The sequence below is a fragment of the Pedobacter psychrodurus genome (assembly GCF_032678585.1).
In the GTDB taxonomy this organism is placed as follows: domain Bacteria; phylum Bacteroidota; class Bacteroidia; order Sphingobacteriales; family Sphingobacteriaceae; genus Pedobacter; species Pedobacter psychrodurus_A.
This window is the reverse complement of the sequence record NZ_JAVTSN010000001.1, coordinates 163026-179686: the sequence shown is the minus strand read 5'-3', so window position 1 is coordinate 179686 and position 16661 is coordinate 163026. Positions and strand designations below refer to the sequence as shown.

18 protein-coding genes are annotated in these 16661 nt (G+C 38.7%); all 18 read right to left on the bottom strand.

The window, feature by feature from the left end:
- Nucleotides 1-25: 25 nt before the first annotated feature.
- The 18 genes from R2S57_RS00845 to R2S57_RS00760 all read right to left on the bottom strand — a co-directional run bounded on the left by R2S57_RS00845 (nt 26) and on the right by R2S57_RS00760 (nt 16635).
- On the bottom strand, nt 26-730 hold the full coding sequence (locus R2S57_RS00845; RefSeq protein WP_316843226.1) for a 16S rRNA (uracil(1498)-N(3))-methyltransferase: 705 nt from the start codon (nt 728-730) through the stop codon (nt 26-28).
- A gap of 8 nt (nt 731-738) precedes the next feature.
- Nucleotides 739-2163: a hemolysin family protein gene (locus R2S57_RS00840; protein WP_316843225.1), complete on the bottom strand. Its 1425-nt coding sequence runs from the start codon at nt 2161-2163 to the stop codon at nt 739-741.
- Nucleotides 2163-2714 carry an inorganic diphosphatase gene (locus tag R2S57_RS00835; protein ID WP_055908779.1) on the bottom strand — a complete coding sequence of 184 codons (552 nt, stop codon included), beginning with the start codon at nt 2712-2714 and terminating at the stop codon, nt 2163-2165. Before R2S57_RS00835 ends, R2S57_RS00840 begins: the two co-directional genes overlap by 1 nt.
- Nucleotides 2715-2722: 8 nt before the next feature.
- The gene (locus R2S57_RS00830; protein ID WP_316843224.1) at nt 2723-3376 is read right to left on the bottom strand and encodes a DedA family protein; all 654 of its coding nucleotides are present in this window, start codon (nt 3374-3376) and stop codon (nt 2723-2725) included.
- Nucleotides 3377-3423: 47 nt separating this feature from the next.
- Nucleotides 3424-4797, bottom strand: coding sequence for an NADH-quinone oxidoreductase subunit N (locus R2S57_RS00825; RefSeq protein WP_316843223.1), 1374 nt, complete (start codon nt 4795-4797; stop codon nt 3424-3426).
- A 3-nt stretch (nt 4798-4800) separates the two neighbouring features.
- A complete protein-coding gene (locus R2S57_RS00820; RefSeq protein WP_316843222.1) occupies nt 4801-6264 on the bottom strand; it encodes an NADH-quinone oxidoreductase subunit M in 1464 nt (487 codons plus the stop codon).
- 20 nt (nt 6265-6284) lie between these two features.
- Complete coding sequence (nuoL, locus tag R2S57_RS00815; RefSeq protein ID WP_410479056.1) at nt 6285-8186, bottom strand: NADH-quinone oxidoreductase subunit L; 1902 nt, start codon at nt 8184-8186, stop codon at nt 6285-6287.
- A 13-nt stretch (nt 8187-8199) separates the two neighbouring features.
- Entirely contained in the window at nt 8200-8529 is a 330-nt protein-coding gene (nuoK, locus tag R2S57_RS00810; RefSeq protein WP_316843221.1) for an NADH-quinone oxidoreductase subunit NuoK, read from the bottom strand.
- On the bottom strand, nt 8529-9032 hold the full coding sequence (locus tag R2S57_RS00805) for an NADH-quinone oxidoreductase subunit J (RefSeq protein ID WP_108197414.1): 504 nt from the start codon (nt 9030-9032) through the stop codon (nt 8529-8531). The genes nuoK and R2S57_RS00805 overlap by 1 nt, the downstream gene beginning before the upstream one ends.
- 135 nt (nt 9033-9167) lie before the next feature.
- On the bottom strand, nt 9168-9671 hold the full coding sequence (locus tag R2S57_RS00800) for a NuoI/complex I 23 kDa subunit family protein (RefSeq protein ID WP_188416075.1): 504 nt from the start codon (nt 9669-9671) through the stop codon (nt 9168-9170).
- 2 nt (nt 9672-9673) lie between these two features.
- Nucleotides 9674-10711 carry an NADH-quinone oxidoreductase subunit NuoH gene (gene nuoH / locus R2S57_RS00795; RefSeq protein ID WP_316843219.1) on the bottom strand — a complete coding sequence of 346 codons (1038 nt, stop codon included), beginning with the start codon at nt 10709-10711 and terminating at the stop codon, nt 9674-9676.
- On the bottom strand, nt 10711-11721 hold the full coding sequence (locus R2S57_RS00790) for a 2Fe-2S iron-sulfur cluster-binding protein (RefSeq protein ID WP_025146330.1): 1011 nt from the start codon (nt 11719-11721) through the stop codon (nt 10711-10713). The genes nuoH and R2S57_RS00790 overlap by 1 nt, the downstream gene beginning before the upstream one ends.
- Nucleotides 11722-11792: 71 nt before the next feature.
- The gene (locus R2S57_RS00785; protein ID WP_316843218.1) at nt 11793-12332 is read right to left on the bottom strand and encodes an ORF6N domain-containing protein; all 540 of its coding nucleotides are present in this window, start codon (nt 12330-12332) and stop codon (nt 11793-11795) included.
- Nucleotides 12333-12423: 91 nt separating this feature from the next.
- Nucleotides 12424-13791, bottom strand: a complete 1368-nt coding sequence (nuoF, locus tag R2S57_RS00780) for an NADH-quinone oxidoreductase subunit NuoF (protein ID WP_316843217.1) — start codon at nt 13789-13791, stop codon at nt 12424-12426.
- Nucleotides 13792-13866: 75 nt separating this feature from the next.
- Complete coding sequence (locus R2S57_RS00775; RefSeq protein WP_316843216.1) at nt 13867-14382, bottom strand: NAD(P)H-dependent oxidoreductase subunit E; 516 nt, start codon at nt 14380-14382, stop codon at nt 13867-13869.
- Nucleotides 14375-15589, bottom strand: coding sequence for an NADH-quinone oxidoreductase subunit D (locus R2S57_RS00770; RefSeq protein WP_316843215.1), 1215 nt, complete (start codon nt 15587-15589; stop codon nt 14375-14377). The genes R2S57_RS00775 and R2S57_RS00770 overlap by 8 nt, the downstream gene beginning before the upstream one ends.
- A gap of 3 nt (nt 15590-15592) precedes the next feature.
- Nucleotides 15593-16093: an NADH-quinone oxidoreductase subunit C gene (locus R2S57_RS00765; protein ID WP_316843214.1), complete on the bottom strand. Its 501-nt coding sequence runs from the start codon at nt 16091-16093 to the stop codon at nt 15593-15595.
- Entirely contained in the window at nt 16093-16635 is a 543-nt protein-coding gene (locus R2S57_RS00760; RefSeq protein ID WP_057931427.1) for an NADH-quinone oxidoreductase subunit B, read from the bottom strand. Before R2S57_RS00760 ends, R2S57_RS00765 begins: the two co-directional genes overlap by 1 nt.
- Nucleotides 16636-16661: the final 26 nt, after the last annotated feature.

Below are 16661 nucleotides of genomic sequence, written 5' to 3'. Positions count from 1 at the left end.
TTAAAAACTGAAAACTTCAAATTGATTATCGGTTAAGGTAATTGATTTCAAAACAAACAGATAATGCCGCAGTTTCAGTGCGCAATCTGTTATCACCTAAAGTTAGTGCTTTAAAGCCTTTATTCAAAGCCAAATTAACTTCATCTGGTGTGAAATCTCCTTCGGGACCAATAAGAATCAGATATTTTTGATGTGGGGTTACAAGATCGGAGATATATTGTTTTTCTCCATTGTCGATGCAATGAGCAATTAACTTATCACCTTCAAAAGGTACTTTTAAAAAAGCATCTAATGAAATAACATCATTTAATTTGGGATGATAAGCTTTTATAGATTGCTTAACCGCAGAAGTGATCACTTTAATTAACCGGTCTTCCTTAACCACCCTACGCTCTGAGCGATCGGTAATAATTGGGGTAATTTCATCGATCCCCAACTCAGTTGCCTTCTCTAAAAACCATTCGATGCGATCGATATTTTTGGTTGGGGCAACAGCAATGTGGAGGTAGTGGTTTCTTTTATGAAATTCAGTTTCTACTTTTAATACTGCAAGAGAAACTTTTTTCGGATTGTTGGAGGTAATTTCAGCAGTGTAAAACCCACCTTTCCCATCAACCAAATTAACGAGTGAGCCAACAGCAAGGCGAAGTACCCTAACACAGTGTTTACTTTCTTCTTCGTTAAGCGTATAGGTATTTTGGGTGATATCTGGTGTGTAAAAAATATGCATAGTTGAAATTAATGATTATCAACCATATCTCCTTTATTGATAACCAATTCTAACTTAATGGTTTCGATATTCTGCTCTGTCTTTTTAAGAATGGTGAACAGATATCCATAAGATTCGTTGCTTTCACCAACTTCCGGAATACGTTCGAAAACGTGAGAAACCAAACCACCTATAGTATCGAAATCTTCATCCTCAGGTAAATCGTGGGGTAAGTGTTCATTTACATCATAAACTGTAGCAAATGCATTTACGATAAATTCATTATCAGAAACTTTTTCAACCAATGGTTTTTCTTCATCGTATTCATCCTGGATTTCTCCAACCAGTTCTTCCACAATATCTTCCAAAGTAACCATACCAGCTGTACCGCCAAATTCGTCCAATACAATAGCAATCTGTATGCGGTTACTTTGCAGCTCGCTCATCAGATCATTAATTTTCTTGGTTTCTGTTACGAAATAAGGTTTACGGATGATATCGTTTAATGTCCAATGTTGATTACCAGCAGCAACCAGAGGCAAAATATCCTTTGCATGGATAATACCAACGATTTTATCCATAATCTCATCGTACACTGGTAAACGTGAATATCCTTCTCTAATGATGGTATTAATCACCTCTTCTTTAGGTGAAGTTAATTCAATGCCCGAAATTTTAGTTCTGGGCACCATGATATTTTTAACCACACGCTCGTTAAAATCGAATACATTTTTAATCAGCTCATGTTCATTATTGTCTAAGGCACCACTTTCTTTACCCTGATCCAATAAATACTGAAGTTCTTCGGTACTATGCAACGATTCGTGGCCACCTGAAGTGTCAATTCCAAATGGCTTTAAAATGATCGCCGCTAAGCTATTTAAAGTCCAGATAAATGGCTTGAAAACCACATAAAAGATTTGCAGTGGAATAGAAACAAATAAAGTTGTAGCCACCGGACGCTGTATTGCAAAAGATTTAGGTGCCAATTCACCAAAAACGATGTGCATAATCGTAATTAATGAGAATGCCACAATTGTAGAGGCAGTGTGAATCGTCGCATCGCTCAGTCCCCACTGAAGACTGTCGAAAAGATTTTTGAAGATGGTATGCATAACGCCTTCACCTACCCAACCGAGGCCAAGTGATGCAAGCGTTATACCTAGCTGTGTGGCGGCCAGATAACCATCCAGATTATGGATGATGCCTTTGGCCATTTTACCAACGCGGCTGCCTGATTTTGCCTTAATTTCAATCTGTGATGCGCGGACCTTTACAATTGCAAATTCTGCTGCAACAAAAAATCCGTTTAGTAACACCAAAAATAATGCAAAGAATAATCGCCAGCCTACTGAAGCGGTATCGGGTTCTTGTAAAGCAACCAAAACTACGTTTGTGGGCAGGATTGCACTTAGCTCAAAATTTAAAAACAAACATACCGTGGGTAAATCCATTAAGCCAATTCTCTAAATGTTGTGTTATAAAGTTCTATGCTTTCTTTAATTACTTTATGCGCATAACGAACACCAAGTAAATGTTCGATAGTTACATTTTTATCTTCTAATGCTTTATAATCCTGAAAGAAACGAACAATCTCTTTCATTTGATGTGGAGGTAACTCATCTAAATCGTTGATGTAGTTTACCGACATGTCGTGCGCAGCTACAGCGATAATTTTATCGTCTTGCTCTCCGTTATCTACCATGTGCATTACACCCACCACTTTTGCCTCGATCAATGTCATTGGATATACATCCACTGAACAAAGTACTAAAATATCTAATGGATCTTTATCATCGCAATACGTTTGCGGAATAAAGCCATAGTTTGCAGGATACATTACTGACGAAAAAAGAACCCTATCTAACTTGATCAGACCTGATTCTTTATCTATTTCGTATTTTGCTTTCGAACCTTTTGGAATTTCAATAATTGCGTTTACAACCTCTGGAAGGTTTGAACCAGGAGATACGCTATGCCATGCGTGATGATCGTCTTTTGCCATTTTCAATTTTAATCTGTTTTATCCTCTTCAGGACCACTCACTACTTTACTTTTTACAAAGGTAATTAATAATGGTATAGTTGTAATAAGGATAAAGCCAATAATAATATATAATAAATAATCGTTTATTTCTTTTTCAAATCTTCTGCCCAAAAAGTAGCCCAGTAAAGTTAAGGAACAGATCCAAAGCACTCCCCCTACAATATTGTATAATGCGAACTTTTTAAATTCCAATTTTACCACACCAGCAAAAATCGGTGCAAAAGTTCTAACAATTGGCACAAATCTGCCCATAATCAGTGCAAAGGCGCCCTGTTTGTGATAATAATCTTCTGCGGCCTTTAAATATTTTTTCTTGAAGAAGAAACTGTCTTTTCTGGTGTACAGTACGGGACCGGTTTTACGACCGAACCAATAGCCTGTAAAATTGCCAGAAATTGCAGCTACGCATAAACCAGCCAAAAGTACGGCAATATTCACATCAAGCTTACCAGTTGCCACGAACATCCCGGCCAAAAACAATAAATAATCACCGGGAAGAAAAAAACCGAAGAACAGGCCAGTTTCTGCATAGATTACGAATATGACGAGATAGAATCCGCCCTCCCTCAATAATTTCTCGGGATCAAGTAGTTGATGCAGGTTATTCCAAAAATCGTGCATATTCAATTATTCGTAAAACTACAAATAATTATTAAACAACAGCATACCTATATCAGGTTTAAAATAATTGCAGGATAAATACCCAAGATAATTGTAATTACTACTGATACCAATAACACAACTTTATATTGCGCCGGTGTAGAAAGCTCTGTTTCTGCGCCGTCTTTAAACCACATGGCCACAATTACCTTGAAATAGTAATAGAATCCAACCAGTGCGTTTAAAACTGCAAAAGCAACCAATAAGGTATTATACTCCGTCATTACATTCAGGAACATTAGATATTTTCCGATGAAACCTGCAGTTAGCGGAATTCCGGCCAAAGAAAGCATGGCAACAGTTAAACACAAAGCAACAAGCGGATTTTTCTTGCCTAAACCGTTAAAACTTTCGAAGCTATCGCTACCTGTTTTTTGTTTAACCAGGATCAATACCGCAAATGCGATAATGGATGCGAATGTATATGCCGCGGCATAAACCAAAACATTATTACCTGAATTTTTAGTCAGTACAATAAGTGAAAACAACAGGTAACCCGCATGCGAGATACTTGAGTAAGCCAACATGCGTTTGAAATTCTTTTGGAACAGCGCCGTTACGTTTCCGATAAACAATGTTAAACATACGATTACCATTAATGGGGCAACCCAAAAATCGTGCAGTGGCGCAAGTGAACCTGCAAATAACCTTAAAAAAGCAGCAAAACCAGCGGTTTTAACCACGGTACTCATAAAAGTAGTGATCAGTGTTGGCGAACCCTCATACACATCCGGAGTCCAGAAATGGAAAGGCGCAGCACCAATCTTAAAACTTAAGCCGATCATCATCAAAATTACCCCAGGATAAAATATCGGAGAAACTGAGGCGGTGTTGTTCACTAAATACTCCTGGATTTTGTCTAAATCAAATGATCCTGTTGCACCATAAATTAAAGTGATACCGAACAATAAAAATCCTGTTGAGAAAGCACCCATTAAAAAATACTTTAACGAAGCCTCATTAGAAGCAAAATCCTTTTTACGGATACCGGCAAGTATATACAAACTCACCGACATGATTTCCAGTCCCACAAACAGCATCGCCATATTTTTATACGATACCATCATGATCATCCCGGCCAGTGCAAAAAGGATCAAGGTATAATATTCGGCGATGTTATCGCTTTTGGCGTGAAAATAATTCTGTGTTAATAAAAAGATCAATAAGGTCCCGATAATACAAACTCCTGAAAATGCAAGGGCAAAGTTATCAGTCTGCATCATTCCGAAATGAACGGCATTGCCATTCCATGCACAAAAGGTAAATCCTAGCGCAGTAAGTAAGCCAACAACGGTAAGTGGTAGTAATGCTTTATTTGCTTTAAACAAACCTGCATAAAGCACTATAAAAGCTGTTATACTAATGGTTATAATAATATTCATTCCTTAATTTACTGTGTTTAATTTTTGATTTACCTGTTCTAATAAATGTTGTACAGATGCCTCTGTTAAGTGCAAGATCGGTTTCGGATAAACACCCAAAACAATGATCAGTGCACAAATGCTATAAAGAACCAATTTTTCAGTTCCTTTAATATCGGTGAAAGTAATGGTTAAACTGTTGGTTTCGCCAAGCATTACATTTTGGTACATCCGCAACATGTAAACGGCTCCAAAAATAATTGTCAATCCTGCGATTGCAGCGGCCCAGATGCCATAGTTGTAAACGCCCATTAACAATAAAAACTCGCCAATGAACCCGTTCGTACCTGGTAAAGCTACTGTACCTAAAACAATGATCAGGAAAGTAATGGCCAATTGTGGTGCTACTTTAGCAATTCCACCTAATTCTTCAATCTTATTGGTTTTAACACGGGAGAAGATGATATCTAATACGAAAAATAAACCTACAACGTTAATACCATGACTCAACATCTGCACCATTGCACCTTGCATACCCTGTTGGTTGAAAGCAAAAATACCTGCGGAGATCAATCCAACGTGGGCAATTGATGAATAAGCCACTAAACGTTTTGCATCTTTTTGTGTGAAAGCAATCACTGATGCATACACAATGCCGATAATGGATAAAACAATCGCTACTTGTCCCCAATCATGAACCCCAGCCGGAACAATTGGCAATAACCATCTAATCACCCCATAAATACCCATTTTTAACATAATACCTGATAACAACATGGTTCCTTGTGTAGGTGCTGCAGTATAGGTATCAGGCTGCCAGGTATGAAAAGGGAAAATTGGCATTTTAATCGCAAAAGCAATAAAGAAAGCCCAGAAAATCCATCCTTGTTGTGCACCATCCAAGTTTAAAGCATAAAAAGCCTGAATATCAAAGTTGTGTGCCGGGTTTTGAAGATACAGATAAATAATCCCCATCAACATAAATAATGAACCCGCAATGGTATACACAAAAAATTTCATGTTGATACGGATGCGATCTTTTCCGCCCCAAATGGCACAGATAAAGTAAATCGGAATTAATGCCGCTTCCCATCCAATGTAAAACAAAAAGGCATCTAATGCGGTAAATACCAATAATAAACCACATTGCATAAACAAAATCAGGGCATAAAATGCAGCAGGATTTTTATACTCGTGCTTGTAGCTTGATAAAATGATAATCGGCACCAATAAATTGGTTAGCAATACCACCAGCATGCTGATGCCATCGATGCCCGCGTGGAAATTGATTCCCAAATCTGCAATCCAAGGCAGGTTTACCTCAAATTGAGTACTTGCATTTGGAATGAAGTTACAGGCGATAACCAAAGCCAACACCAAAGAAACAACCGAAAATACGGTCGAAACTATTTTAGCCGACTTACCCGCAAATGCTGTGATTATTGCACCTGCAAGCGGAAGAAATATAAGTAGTAAAAGTTGTTCCATTATTTAATTTTGAACCCTTTTTATATGTATAAAAATGTATATAATAGCAATGCGACGATACCGAATACCATCATAAATATATAGAAACCAACGTTTCCACTCTGTAACAAACGGATACCTTTACTGGCCTCGTTTGTGCTCCATCCCAAGCCGTTTACAATTCCATCAATAAACTTGTTATCGATAACTCTATAGAAAAATCTAGAAAGTGCATCTAATGGTTTGGTTATGATGAAATCGTAAATCTCATCCAGATAGAATTTATTGTACGATAATTTTGCCAGTACAGAACGTGGTGCTTCATCAGCAACAGGAACGCGGGCTCCTCTTACATATCTGCCATAAGCATAAAATAAAGCAGCTACAGCGGCCGTTACCGATATCCCCATTAAACCTATTTCAGTTGAATGACTTAAATCTAACTCGTGTTGTGCAACTCCAGCTCCTGACAACCAATGTGCCAACCACTCGTTTCCACCAAAAATATGAGGGAAATTAATTGCTCCACCAATTGCCGCAAGAATAGCCAATATGATTAAAGGCAAGGTCATCGCTGTTGGCGATTCGTGTACATGACTTTCTTCGTGATGTGTTCCACGGTATTTACCAGAGAAAGTTAAGAACATCATCCTGAACATATAAAAAGCCGTTAAGAATGCAGTTAATACCCCAACTCCCCATAAAATCGGACTAGCCTGGAATGCATGTGCTAAAATTTCATCCTTAGAAAAGAAACCTGAGAAAGGTGGTAGACCTGATATAGCAATAGTACCGATCATCATGGTTAAAAAAGTAACCGGAAGTTTCTTTCTCAATCCACCCATATGGCGCATATCCTGCTCATGGTGCATGGCATGGATAACCGAACCAGCGCCTAAGAATAATAGCGCTTTAAAGAATGCATGCGTTAATACGTGGAAGAACGAACCCGTGTATGCGCCAACACCTAAACCTAAAAACATATATCCCAGTTGTGATACTGTTGAATAAGCCAATACTTTTTTGATATCTGTTTGCGTTAAGGCAATTATTGCAGCTACTAAAGCTGTTGCTGCCCCAACAATTGCAATGATATGCTGTGTTAATGGCGCCAGATCAAACAATACACTCGAACGGGCAATCATATAGATACCAGCGGTTACCATCGTTGCCGCGTGAATTAATGCAGAAACTGGCGTTGGTCCGGCCATTGCATCTGGTAACCAGGTAAACAATGGCAACTGTGCCGATTTACCACAAGCACCAATAAATAATAAAATGGTGATTAAAACCAAGGTGTTGTTACCTGGCAACATGTTAGCCGCCTGAGGGAAAATCTTAGAGAATTCAACACTTCCAAAGAAATTGAAAAGCAAGAATACGCCCAGTAAAAAGCCTAAATCGCCGATACGGTTCATCACAAAAGCTTTTTTAGCTGCCGATGCATAAGCGGTATTGGTGTACCAGAAACCGATTAACAGGTATGAGCATAAACCTACGCCCTCCCAACCGATAAACATCACGATGTAGTTTGAGCCCAATACCAATAAAAGCATGAAAAATACAAACAGGTTCAGGTAACTGAAAAATTTACCAAATCCAGCATCATCATGCATGTAACTGGTAGAATATAAATGGATCAGGAATCCAATTCCGGTTATGATCAAAAGCATGATCGAACTTAAAGGATCAACCAGGAAAGATAAAGGAATGTGTAATGCCCCAGCGCTGATCCAATCAAATAAAAATACTTCGTGAGATTTTTGTGTGTCGCCTTGTAAACTAAAGAAAATAACTACGCTGATGATAAAGGATGCCAGGATTACCCCGCTTCCAATGATACCAACAAGTCCTTTAGATAAAGAGTTTCTGCCTAGTCCATTAATTACGAACCCTAAAAAAGGGAGTAAAGGAACCAACCAAATCAATTGTTCTATTGTCATTCTTATTATATATTTACCACTTAAGGCGATTTAAAACATTAATATCTATCGATTTCGTATTTCTGTACACCATTACGATAATCGCTAGGCCCACTGCAACCTCTGCAGCTGCCAAAGCCATAATAAAGAATACGAAAACCTGTCCTGATGGATCATTGTTATGAACAGAGAACGCTGTTAAAAGTAAATTAACCGCGTTAAGCATCAGCTCAACCGACATAAAAATTACGATGGCATTTCTGCGGGTAAGTACACCTATTACGCCAATTGAAAAGATGATGGCACTTAAATAAATGTAGTGGTTTAGCGGAACGCTCTGAAGTTGTGATGTTAAATTTTCCATTATGCTTCTACCTCATCTCTTTTAGATAATAAAACGGCTCCAACCATTGCTGCCAATAGTAACAGAGATGACAATTCGAATGGTAATAAGAATGGGCCAAAAAGCTCTTTACCTAAATTTTCTACCAAACCTAGTCCTGGGTTTTTCAAAATCAACGGACTTGTAATGCTTGCTGATTTTAAAGAACCGATCAAGGTTACGACCAAACAACCGCCGGCAATAACACCAACAATTTTAATCAGGGGTGATTTACTCGGCTCAGTTTCTTTATTTAAGTTCAGGAGCATCAGTACGAAAAGGAAAAGTACCATAATTGCCCCCATGTAAACAATAAAGTTTACTACTGCTAAAAACTGTGCGTTTAACAGCACATAGTGAACAGTGAAGGTGAAAAAGGTAAGGATTAAGTACAAAACGCTGTGGATCGGATTTTTTGCAAAAATCACCAGCAGCGAAAAGATGATACTTAATGTGGCTACGAAATAGAATACTTGTGTACTCATTAATTGTTTATTTATTTATGTTCCATGGTTTGTGTCTCCACAAACCATTAATTATCTTTCGTTTCGTGAAAACACGCTCCGAGGCTTAATGCCATTTTATTGTTTAGTCCTTCGACAAGCTCAGGATGACAATAATTATTTTTTCATTTCCAACGGCGCCTCTACCAACTTGTCTTTTCCGTAAATAAAATCTTTACGTAAATAATCAGCAGGTACAATCGGCCCATCTAAGTAGATGGCCTCTTTCGGACAAGCCTCTTCGCATAAACCACAGAAAATACAGCGCAACATATTGATTTCGTAAGTAGCTGCGTATTTTTCTTCGCGGTATAAATCTTTCTCCTCAGGTTTGCGTTCAGCTGCAATCATGGTGATGGCTTCAGCCGGACAAGATAAAGCACACAAACCGCAAGCGGTACAACGCTCTTTACCATTCTCATCGCGTTTAAGCGAGTGCATTCCTCTGAAGTTAGCAGAAAATTCGCGTTCTACTTCAGGATATCTTATTGTAGCCTCTTTCTTAAATAAGTGACTGATGGTGATGCCCATACCTTTAGCAATTGCCGGCAGGTACATCCGCTCCATAAAGCTCAGTGGCTTTTGTTCCAGTACTTTTTTCTTATTACTTAATGATTCCATAATTAAAACTTCTCAATAATCGCAATCACAACACCTGTTATTATAATATTGGCAATAGCCAAAGGTATCAAACCTTTCCAACCTAAATTCATCAATTGATCGTAACGGAAACGAGGGATTGTCCAACGTACCCACATAAAGAAAAAGATGAAAACACATATCTTCGCAAAGAAAACTGCTGTACCAAAAAGTGGTGCCCAAGTTGGTCCTAACCAAACCGCCATCGAATCCATACCTGGATAATTGTAACCTCCCCAGTATAGAGCCGCCATTACAGCAGATGATACGAACATGTTGATATACTCAGCAAATAGGTAAAAACCCAATTTCATTGACGAATATTCCGTATGATAACCACCAATTAACTCAGTTTCACACTCCGGTAAGTCGAATGGCGCACGGTTGGTTTCGGCAAAAGAACAAACCATAAAGATTAAAAATCCCAGTGGCTGATATAAAACATTCCATCTCCAGCCATGTTGCTGATCAACGATTTCCTTTAAGCTCAAAGTATTGGTCATTAATAGCAAAGCGATGATTGATAATCCCATTGCAATTTCATAACTGATATTCTGTGAAGCTGCACGGATGGCACTTAACAAAGAGTATTTATTATTGGATGCCCATCCACCGATCATTACACCATAAACACCTAAAGAAACCACTCCGAAGATGTATAAAACACCAACATTGATATCTGCTACCTGTAGTGAAACCGTTTTACCAGCAATTAGAACAGGACTGCCCCATGGGATAACTGCAGTACCTATACAGGCACAAAGCAATGCCAAACCCGGACCAGCGATAAATAAAAATCTGTTTGATGATGTCGGAATAATTTCCTCTTTCATAAACATTTTTAAACCATCGGCCAATGGCTGTAAAATTCCGAAGGGGCCAGCTCTATCTGGTCCTAAACGATCTTGTAAATATGCTGCAACTTTACGTTCAGCATAAGTAGAATACATGGCAATAACTAAACTGATGCCGAAAATTACAGCTACCAGGATAAATTTTTCTATAACAAAAGCGCTATCCATTAGTATTTAACTGTTTTATGTAATTCAATTTCATTTGCAGCCTGTAAAGCCTCATTTGGCTGAATAACGTGCAAAGGTTTTAATGTTTCGTAGTGGTTTGATGCAATTACCGAAGTATCATCAATATGAGTAGGGTGTTCGATTACCCAATCAGCAGTCGCTTTTTTATCGAAGCGGCAAGTATTACAGATAAACTCTTCTACCTCTCCAAATTGATCTTTACGTGCTGTAACACGCAAAACATCTGCTCCTTTGTACCAAAGCGTTACCTTACCGTTGCACTTTTCGTGATCGCAATCGCGGTGTGCATCAACAGGTTTGGTAAACCAAACACGGTTTTTAAAACGGAAAGTTTTATCGGTTAAAGCACCAACCGGGCAAACATCGATCACGTTTCCTGAGAAATCGTTATCAACAGCTTGTTGGATGTAAGTAGAAATTTCGGAGTGATCGCCACGGTTTAAGATTCCGTGAACACGTTTATTGGTAATCTGATCCGCAGTGAAAACGCAACGGTAGCATAGAATACAACGGTTCATGTGTAACTGGATCTTATCACCTATGTCAATACGTTCGAAAGTACGGCGCTCAAACTCATAACGTGTTTTTTGCAAACCATGCTCATAACCTAAATTCTGTAAATCACATTCTCCAGCCTGGTCGCAAACCGGGCAGTCTAAAGGGTGGTTAATCAATAGGATTTCCACAACTCCGGCACGTGCTTCCAAAACTTCTGGAGAAGTAATATTAAGCACTTCCATCCCATCCATTACTGTTGTACGACAAGAAGCCACCAACTTAGGCATAGGACGAGGGTCTTTCTCCGAACCTTTAGTCACTTTTACAATACAGGTACGGCATTTGCCACCACTGCCTTGCAATTTAGAATAATAGCACATGGCTGGCGGCACAATATCCCCTCCGATTTGCCTTGCAGCATTCAGAATGGTTGTTCCGTTATCAACCTCCACTGTTATCCCATCTATCGTAACCTTAACTTTTTCACTCATGGTTAATGATATTCTTTTTATTTCTTTATCTCGCCCTGGCCCGTGTTATCACAAACCAGTTCTATTTTATATTATTTCTCTCTCGAGGTTTTGTAACCAATTTGCTTTCTTGGTTGTGCTTTCTGTTCCAGTAATTCATCAAAATACCTGAATATGACTTCAATATTTTTATCCTGATTATCTACTTTCTTTTTAATCTTTTCTACTTCTAATCTGATTTCTTTATTGCTTAAAACCATCGTTCTAAGCTGTACAAACACATCAATAATCTTAATACTTACTTCTATCGCCTGTTTACTTTTTAAAACATTTGATAATTGTAAAATACCATGTTCGCTAAATGCAAACGGAAGGTATTTTGAATATTTTCCTTGTTCCAAGGTCACAATTTGTGACCTTAGAACTTCATTTTCTTCTTTTGTTAATTCGAACATAAAGTGTTCCGGAAAACGCTCTATATTTCTTCTAACTTGTTCTTTTAATCTTTTAGTATCAACGCCAAAGAGTTCTGCCAAATCAGAATCTAACATCACCTTAACTCCTCTAAAAAGATATATTTTATTAACTATTACTTCGTTGGGGATGATTGCTGGTGATATTTCTTCTTTCATTTACATAAATTCATTGTGTTAAGTTAAATCTTCTAAGGCCGCATTTTGCGACCTTAGAATTTTAGTATCACAAACCGTAATACCTAAATATCTATTTCTCTTCCGTTACCGGTGCTTTTTCAATCGGCGTTGCATAATTTGCAATACCATAATTTTGGCTCTGGCTTTTAACAGGTTCTTTAATGTGCCATTCAAATTCATCTCTAAAATGACGGATCGCACTGGCTACTGGCCAGGCTGCAGCATCACCTAGCGGACAGATTGTATTTCCTTCAATTTTACGTTGAATGTCCCACAATAAATCAACATCTTCCATTTTACCATGACCATGTTCGATTTTGTGCAATACTTTTTCCATCCATCCAGTACCTTCACGGCAAGGTGAACACTGTCCACAGCTTTCATGATGATAAAAACGGGCGAAATTCCAGGTATTTCTAACGATACACTGATCTTCATCAAAAGCAATAAAACCACCAGATCCCATCATGGTTCCAGTAGAAAATCCACCTTCTGATAAAGATTCGTAACTCATTAAACGAGGCTCACCGTTGGCATATTTTAAAGTTAAATTGGCTGGCAGGATAGGCACAGATGATCCACCCGCAACCGTTGCTTTTAAGCGTTTACCGTTGGCAATGCCACCACAATATTCATCAGAGTAGATAAATTCTTCTACTGGTAAACCCAATTCGATTTCGTAAACGCCTGGTTTTACTAAATTACCAGATGCCGAGATTAATTTTGTACCCGTACTTCTACCGATACCAATTTTTGCATATTCATCTCCACCGTCATTGATAATCGGCACAACTGCAGCAATCGACTCTACGTTGTTCACCACTGTTGGACAACCGTACAAACCTGCAATTGCCGGAAATGGTGGTTTAATCCGAGGGTTACCTCTTTTACCTTCTAGCGATTCTAACAAAGCAGTTTCTTCACCGCAAATGTAAGCACCACCACCTGGCTGAACATATAATTCTAAATCGTAACCTGTTCCTAAAATATTTTTACCTAACCATCCGGCAGCTTTAGCTTCTGCAATTGCTTTCTCTAAAATGCGGATCTGGGGCATCATTTCGCCACGCACATAGATGTAAGAAACTTTAGCACCTAAAGCGAAACTCGACACAATCATTCCCTCAATTAAAGCATGGGGAATATAGGTCATTAAATAACGGTCTTTGAAAGTTCCAGGCTCCGATTCATCAGCATTACACACCAAATAACGTGCAATACCTTCTGGTTTGGCCAAAAAGCTCCATTTCATCCCGGTTGGGAAACCCGCACCTCCGCGACCGCGTAAGCCTGATTTCTTAACTTCTTCAACAATCTCTTCAGGTGTTAAAGTTTTAAGGGCTTTTTCCACAGCACGGTACCCACCTTTTTGGCGATAGACTTCAAGTGTATTGATGCCTGGTACGTTTATATGCTCAAGTAACAGTTTTCGAGACATTTTAATTAGTCTATAGTCTGTAGTCCATAGTCCATAGTCTTAAGTCATAACGACTCTCAACTTAAGACTCTCGACTTAAGACTTAATTTTCAAATCTTCAATCAATTTATCTACACTTTCCTCGGTTAGGTTTTCGTAGAAAGTATATTCCGGGCTGATCTGTAATACCGGACCAAAACCACAAGCTGCTAAACATTCAACTCCTCTAAAGCTGAATAATCCATCGGCAGTAACTTCACCTTCTTTAACACCCAACTTGTTTTCCAAGTGGCTTAATATTTTTTCCGCACCAACCAGACAGCAAGGGCCAGTACGACAAACCTCCAAAGCATATTTACCCTGTGGTTTTAAAAAGTACATGCTATAAAATGTTGCTACTTCATATACTTCAATCGGTTGGATATTTAAATACTCAGCAACTTTATCCATAGCCGATGTTGGCACCCAAAGAAACTCAGCCTGTACCAAATGCAAAAGTGGTAGTAAAGCTGATTTGCTCTTATCTGCCGGATAACGGCTTTTTATATCATCAAATTTGGCTATCAATTCTGATGAAAACACTACAGGTGTTTGTTCTTCTACTTTAAGCATCTAATTCTCCTGCAATAATATTCATACTACTCATGTTGATAATGGCATCCGACAATAACATGCCTTCGCTCATTGGTGCAAACATCTGGTAGTTTATAAAACTTGGTCTGCGGAAGTGTAAACGATATGGTGTACGGCCGCCATCATTAATCAGATAGAAACCCAATTCACCATTTCCACCTTCTACGGCGTGATAAACTTCTGCTTTTGGTGCATCAATTTCACCCATCACAATTTTAAAGTGATAGATCAATGCCTCCATATTGTTGTAAACTTCTTGTTTTGGAGGCAGGTAAAACTCAGGAACATCGGCATGGAAAATGCCTTTAGGTTCTAATTTTATTTTCGTTAAAGCTTGCTCAATAATGCGAAGACTTTGCCACATTTCTTCGTTACGCACTAAATATCTGTCGTAAATATCGCCACTTGTTCCTACAGGTACTTCGAAATCGAAATCCTGGTAAGAAGAATAAGGATCACTTACGCGCACATCGTAATCTACACCGGTAGCACGCAAAAGCGGACCTGTCCAGCTGTATTCTAAAGCAGTTTCTTTTGTTACCTCTGCAACACCAGCCGTTCTATCGATGAAGATACGGTTACGGCTTAACAGGTTTTCGAATTCTTTTAACGCTTTAGGAAATTCTTTTAAAAACTTATCGATTTTAGCAAAGGCGATATCATTGAAATCTCTTTCAAAACCACCAATACGGCCGATATTTGTTGTTAAACGTGCGCCACAAACCTCTTCAAAGATTTCGTAAATATGCTCACGGAACTGGAAAAGATATAAGAAAGTGGTAGTTGCTCCGGTATCCTGACCAATAATCGTGTTACAGATAATGTGATCGGCAATACGCGAAAGCTCCATAATGATTACCCGAAGATAATCTACACGTTTCGGCATTTGAATATTCAACAACTTCTCAACCGTCATGTGCCAGCCCATATTGTTAATCGGCGAAGAGCAATAGTTTAAACGGTCGGTAAGTGGTGTAATCTGATAAAATGGGCGATGTTCAGCTATCTTTTCGAAAGCACGGTGAATATACCCAATAGTAGAAACGCCGCTTACAATACGTTCGCCATCTAATTGCAAAACGTTTTGAAAAACGCCGTGTGTTGCAGGGTGTGTTGGACCTAAGTTTAGGGTTACCAGCTCACTTTGCGGGTCGTTATCTGTAAATACCGGATGGTTATGATTCATAGTTTACCTTCCAAAAAATTCGTCTTTTTTATCTACTCTGTTCGGATCTTCCAATGGATATTGTTTCAACATCGGGTGAACACCTAAATCGTCCATATTTAAAATACGGCGAAGATCAGGATGTCCTTCAAATTTAACTCCGAACAGATCGTAAGTTTCGCGCTCCATCCAGTTGGCACCTTTCCAAACCGTTGTTGCGGTAGGGATGGTTGGATTTTGTTCTGAAATAAAAACTTTAATCCTAATCCTTACTTTTTCTACCATGTTATGCAAATGGTAAACTACAGCAATACCGTGGTCTTTACCTGGATAATGAACGGCAGTAATATCAGTCAGGAAATTAAATTTTAATTCGTCTTTAAGATGCGAAAGCACGTTGATGATTACATCTTTATAGGTTACAAAAGTTAATAAACCATAAGGTTCAGAAACGGCAGTAACTTTTTCACCAAACTTTTCAGTCAGCTTAACGTGGATGTCGTTATTTAGCGTCGTTTCTTCCATTATTTAATGCCGTATTGACCCAAAAGTTCTTTGTAATAATCAGAATTTCGTCTTCTGCCTGATTCGCTTTTCACCAAATCCTGGATACGCTGAAAACCATCTAAAATGGCTTCTGGTCTTGGCGGGCAACCCGGAACGTAAACATCCACCGGAATAACCTCATCAATCCCCTGTAATACCGAATAGGTATCGAAAATACCACCGCTGCTTGCGCAAGCACCAACCGCCATTACCCAACGTGGCTCTGCCATCTGGATATAAACCTGTTTTAATACCGGAGCCATCTTTTTAGCGATAGTACCCATAACCATTAAAACATCAGCCTGACGTGGAGAAAAACTTAAGCGTTCGGCACCGAAACGACCTAGATCGTAGTGAGAACCCATGGTTGCCATAAACTCAATTCCGCAACAAGAGGTTGCGAAAGGTAATGGCCATAATGAATTTGAGCGAGCCAAACCGATCACTTTATCAAGAGAAGTGGCAAAAAAGCCAGATCCTTCTATTCCTGGAGGCGCATCAACTATATTAATTTCACTCATGTTTATAAACAAAAAATGCTCATCCC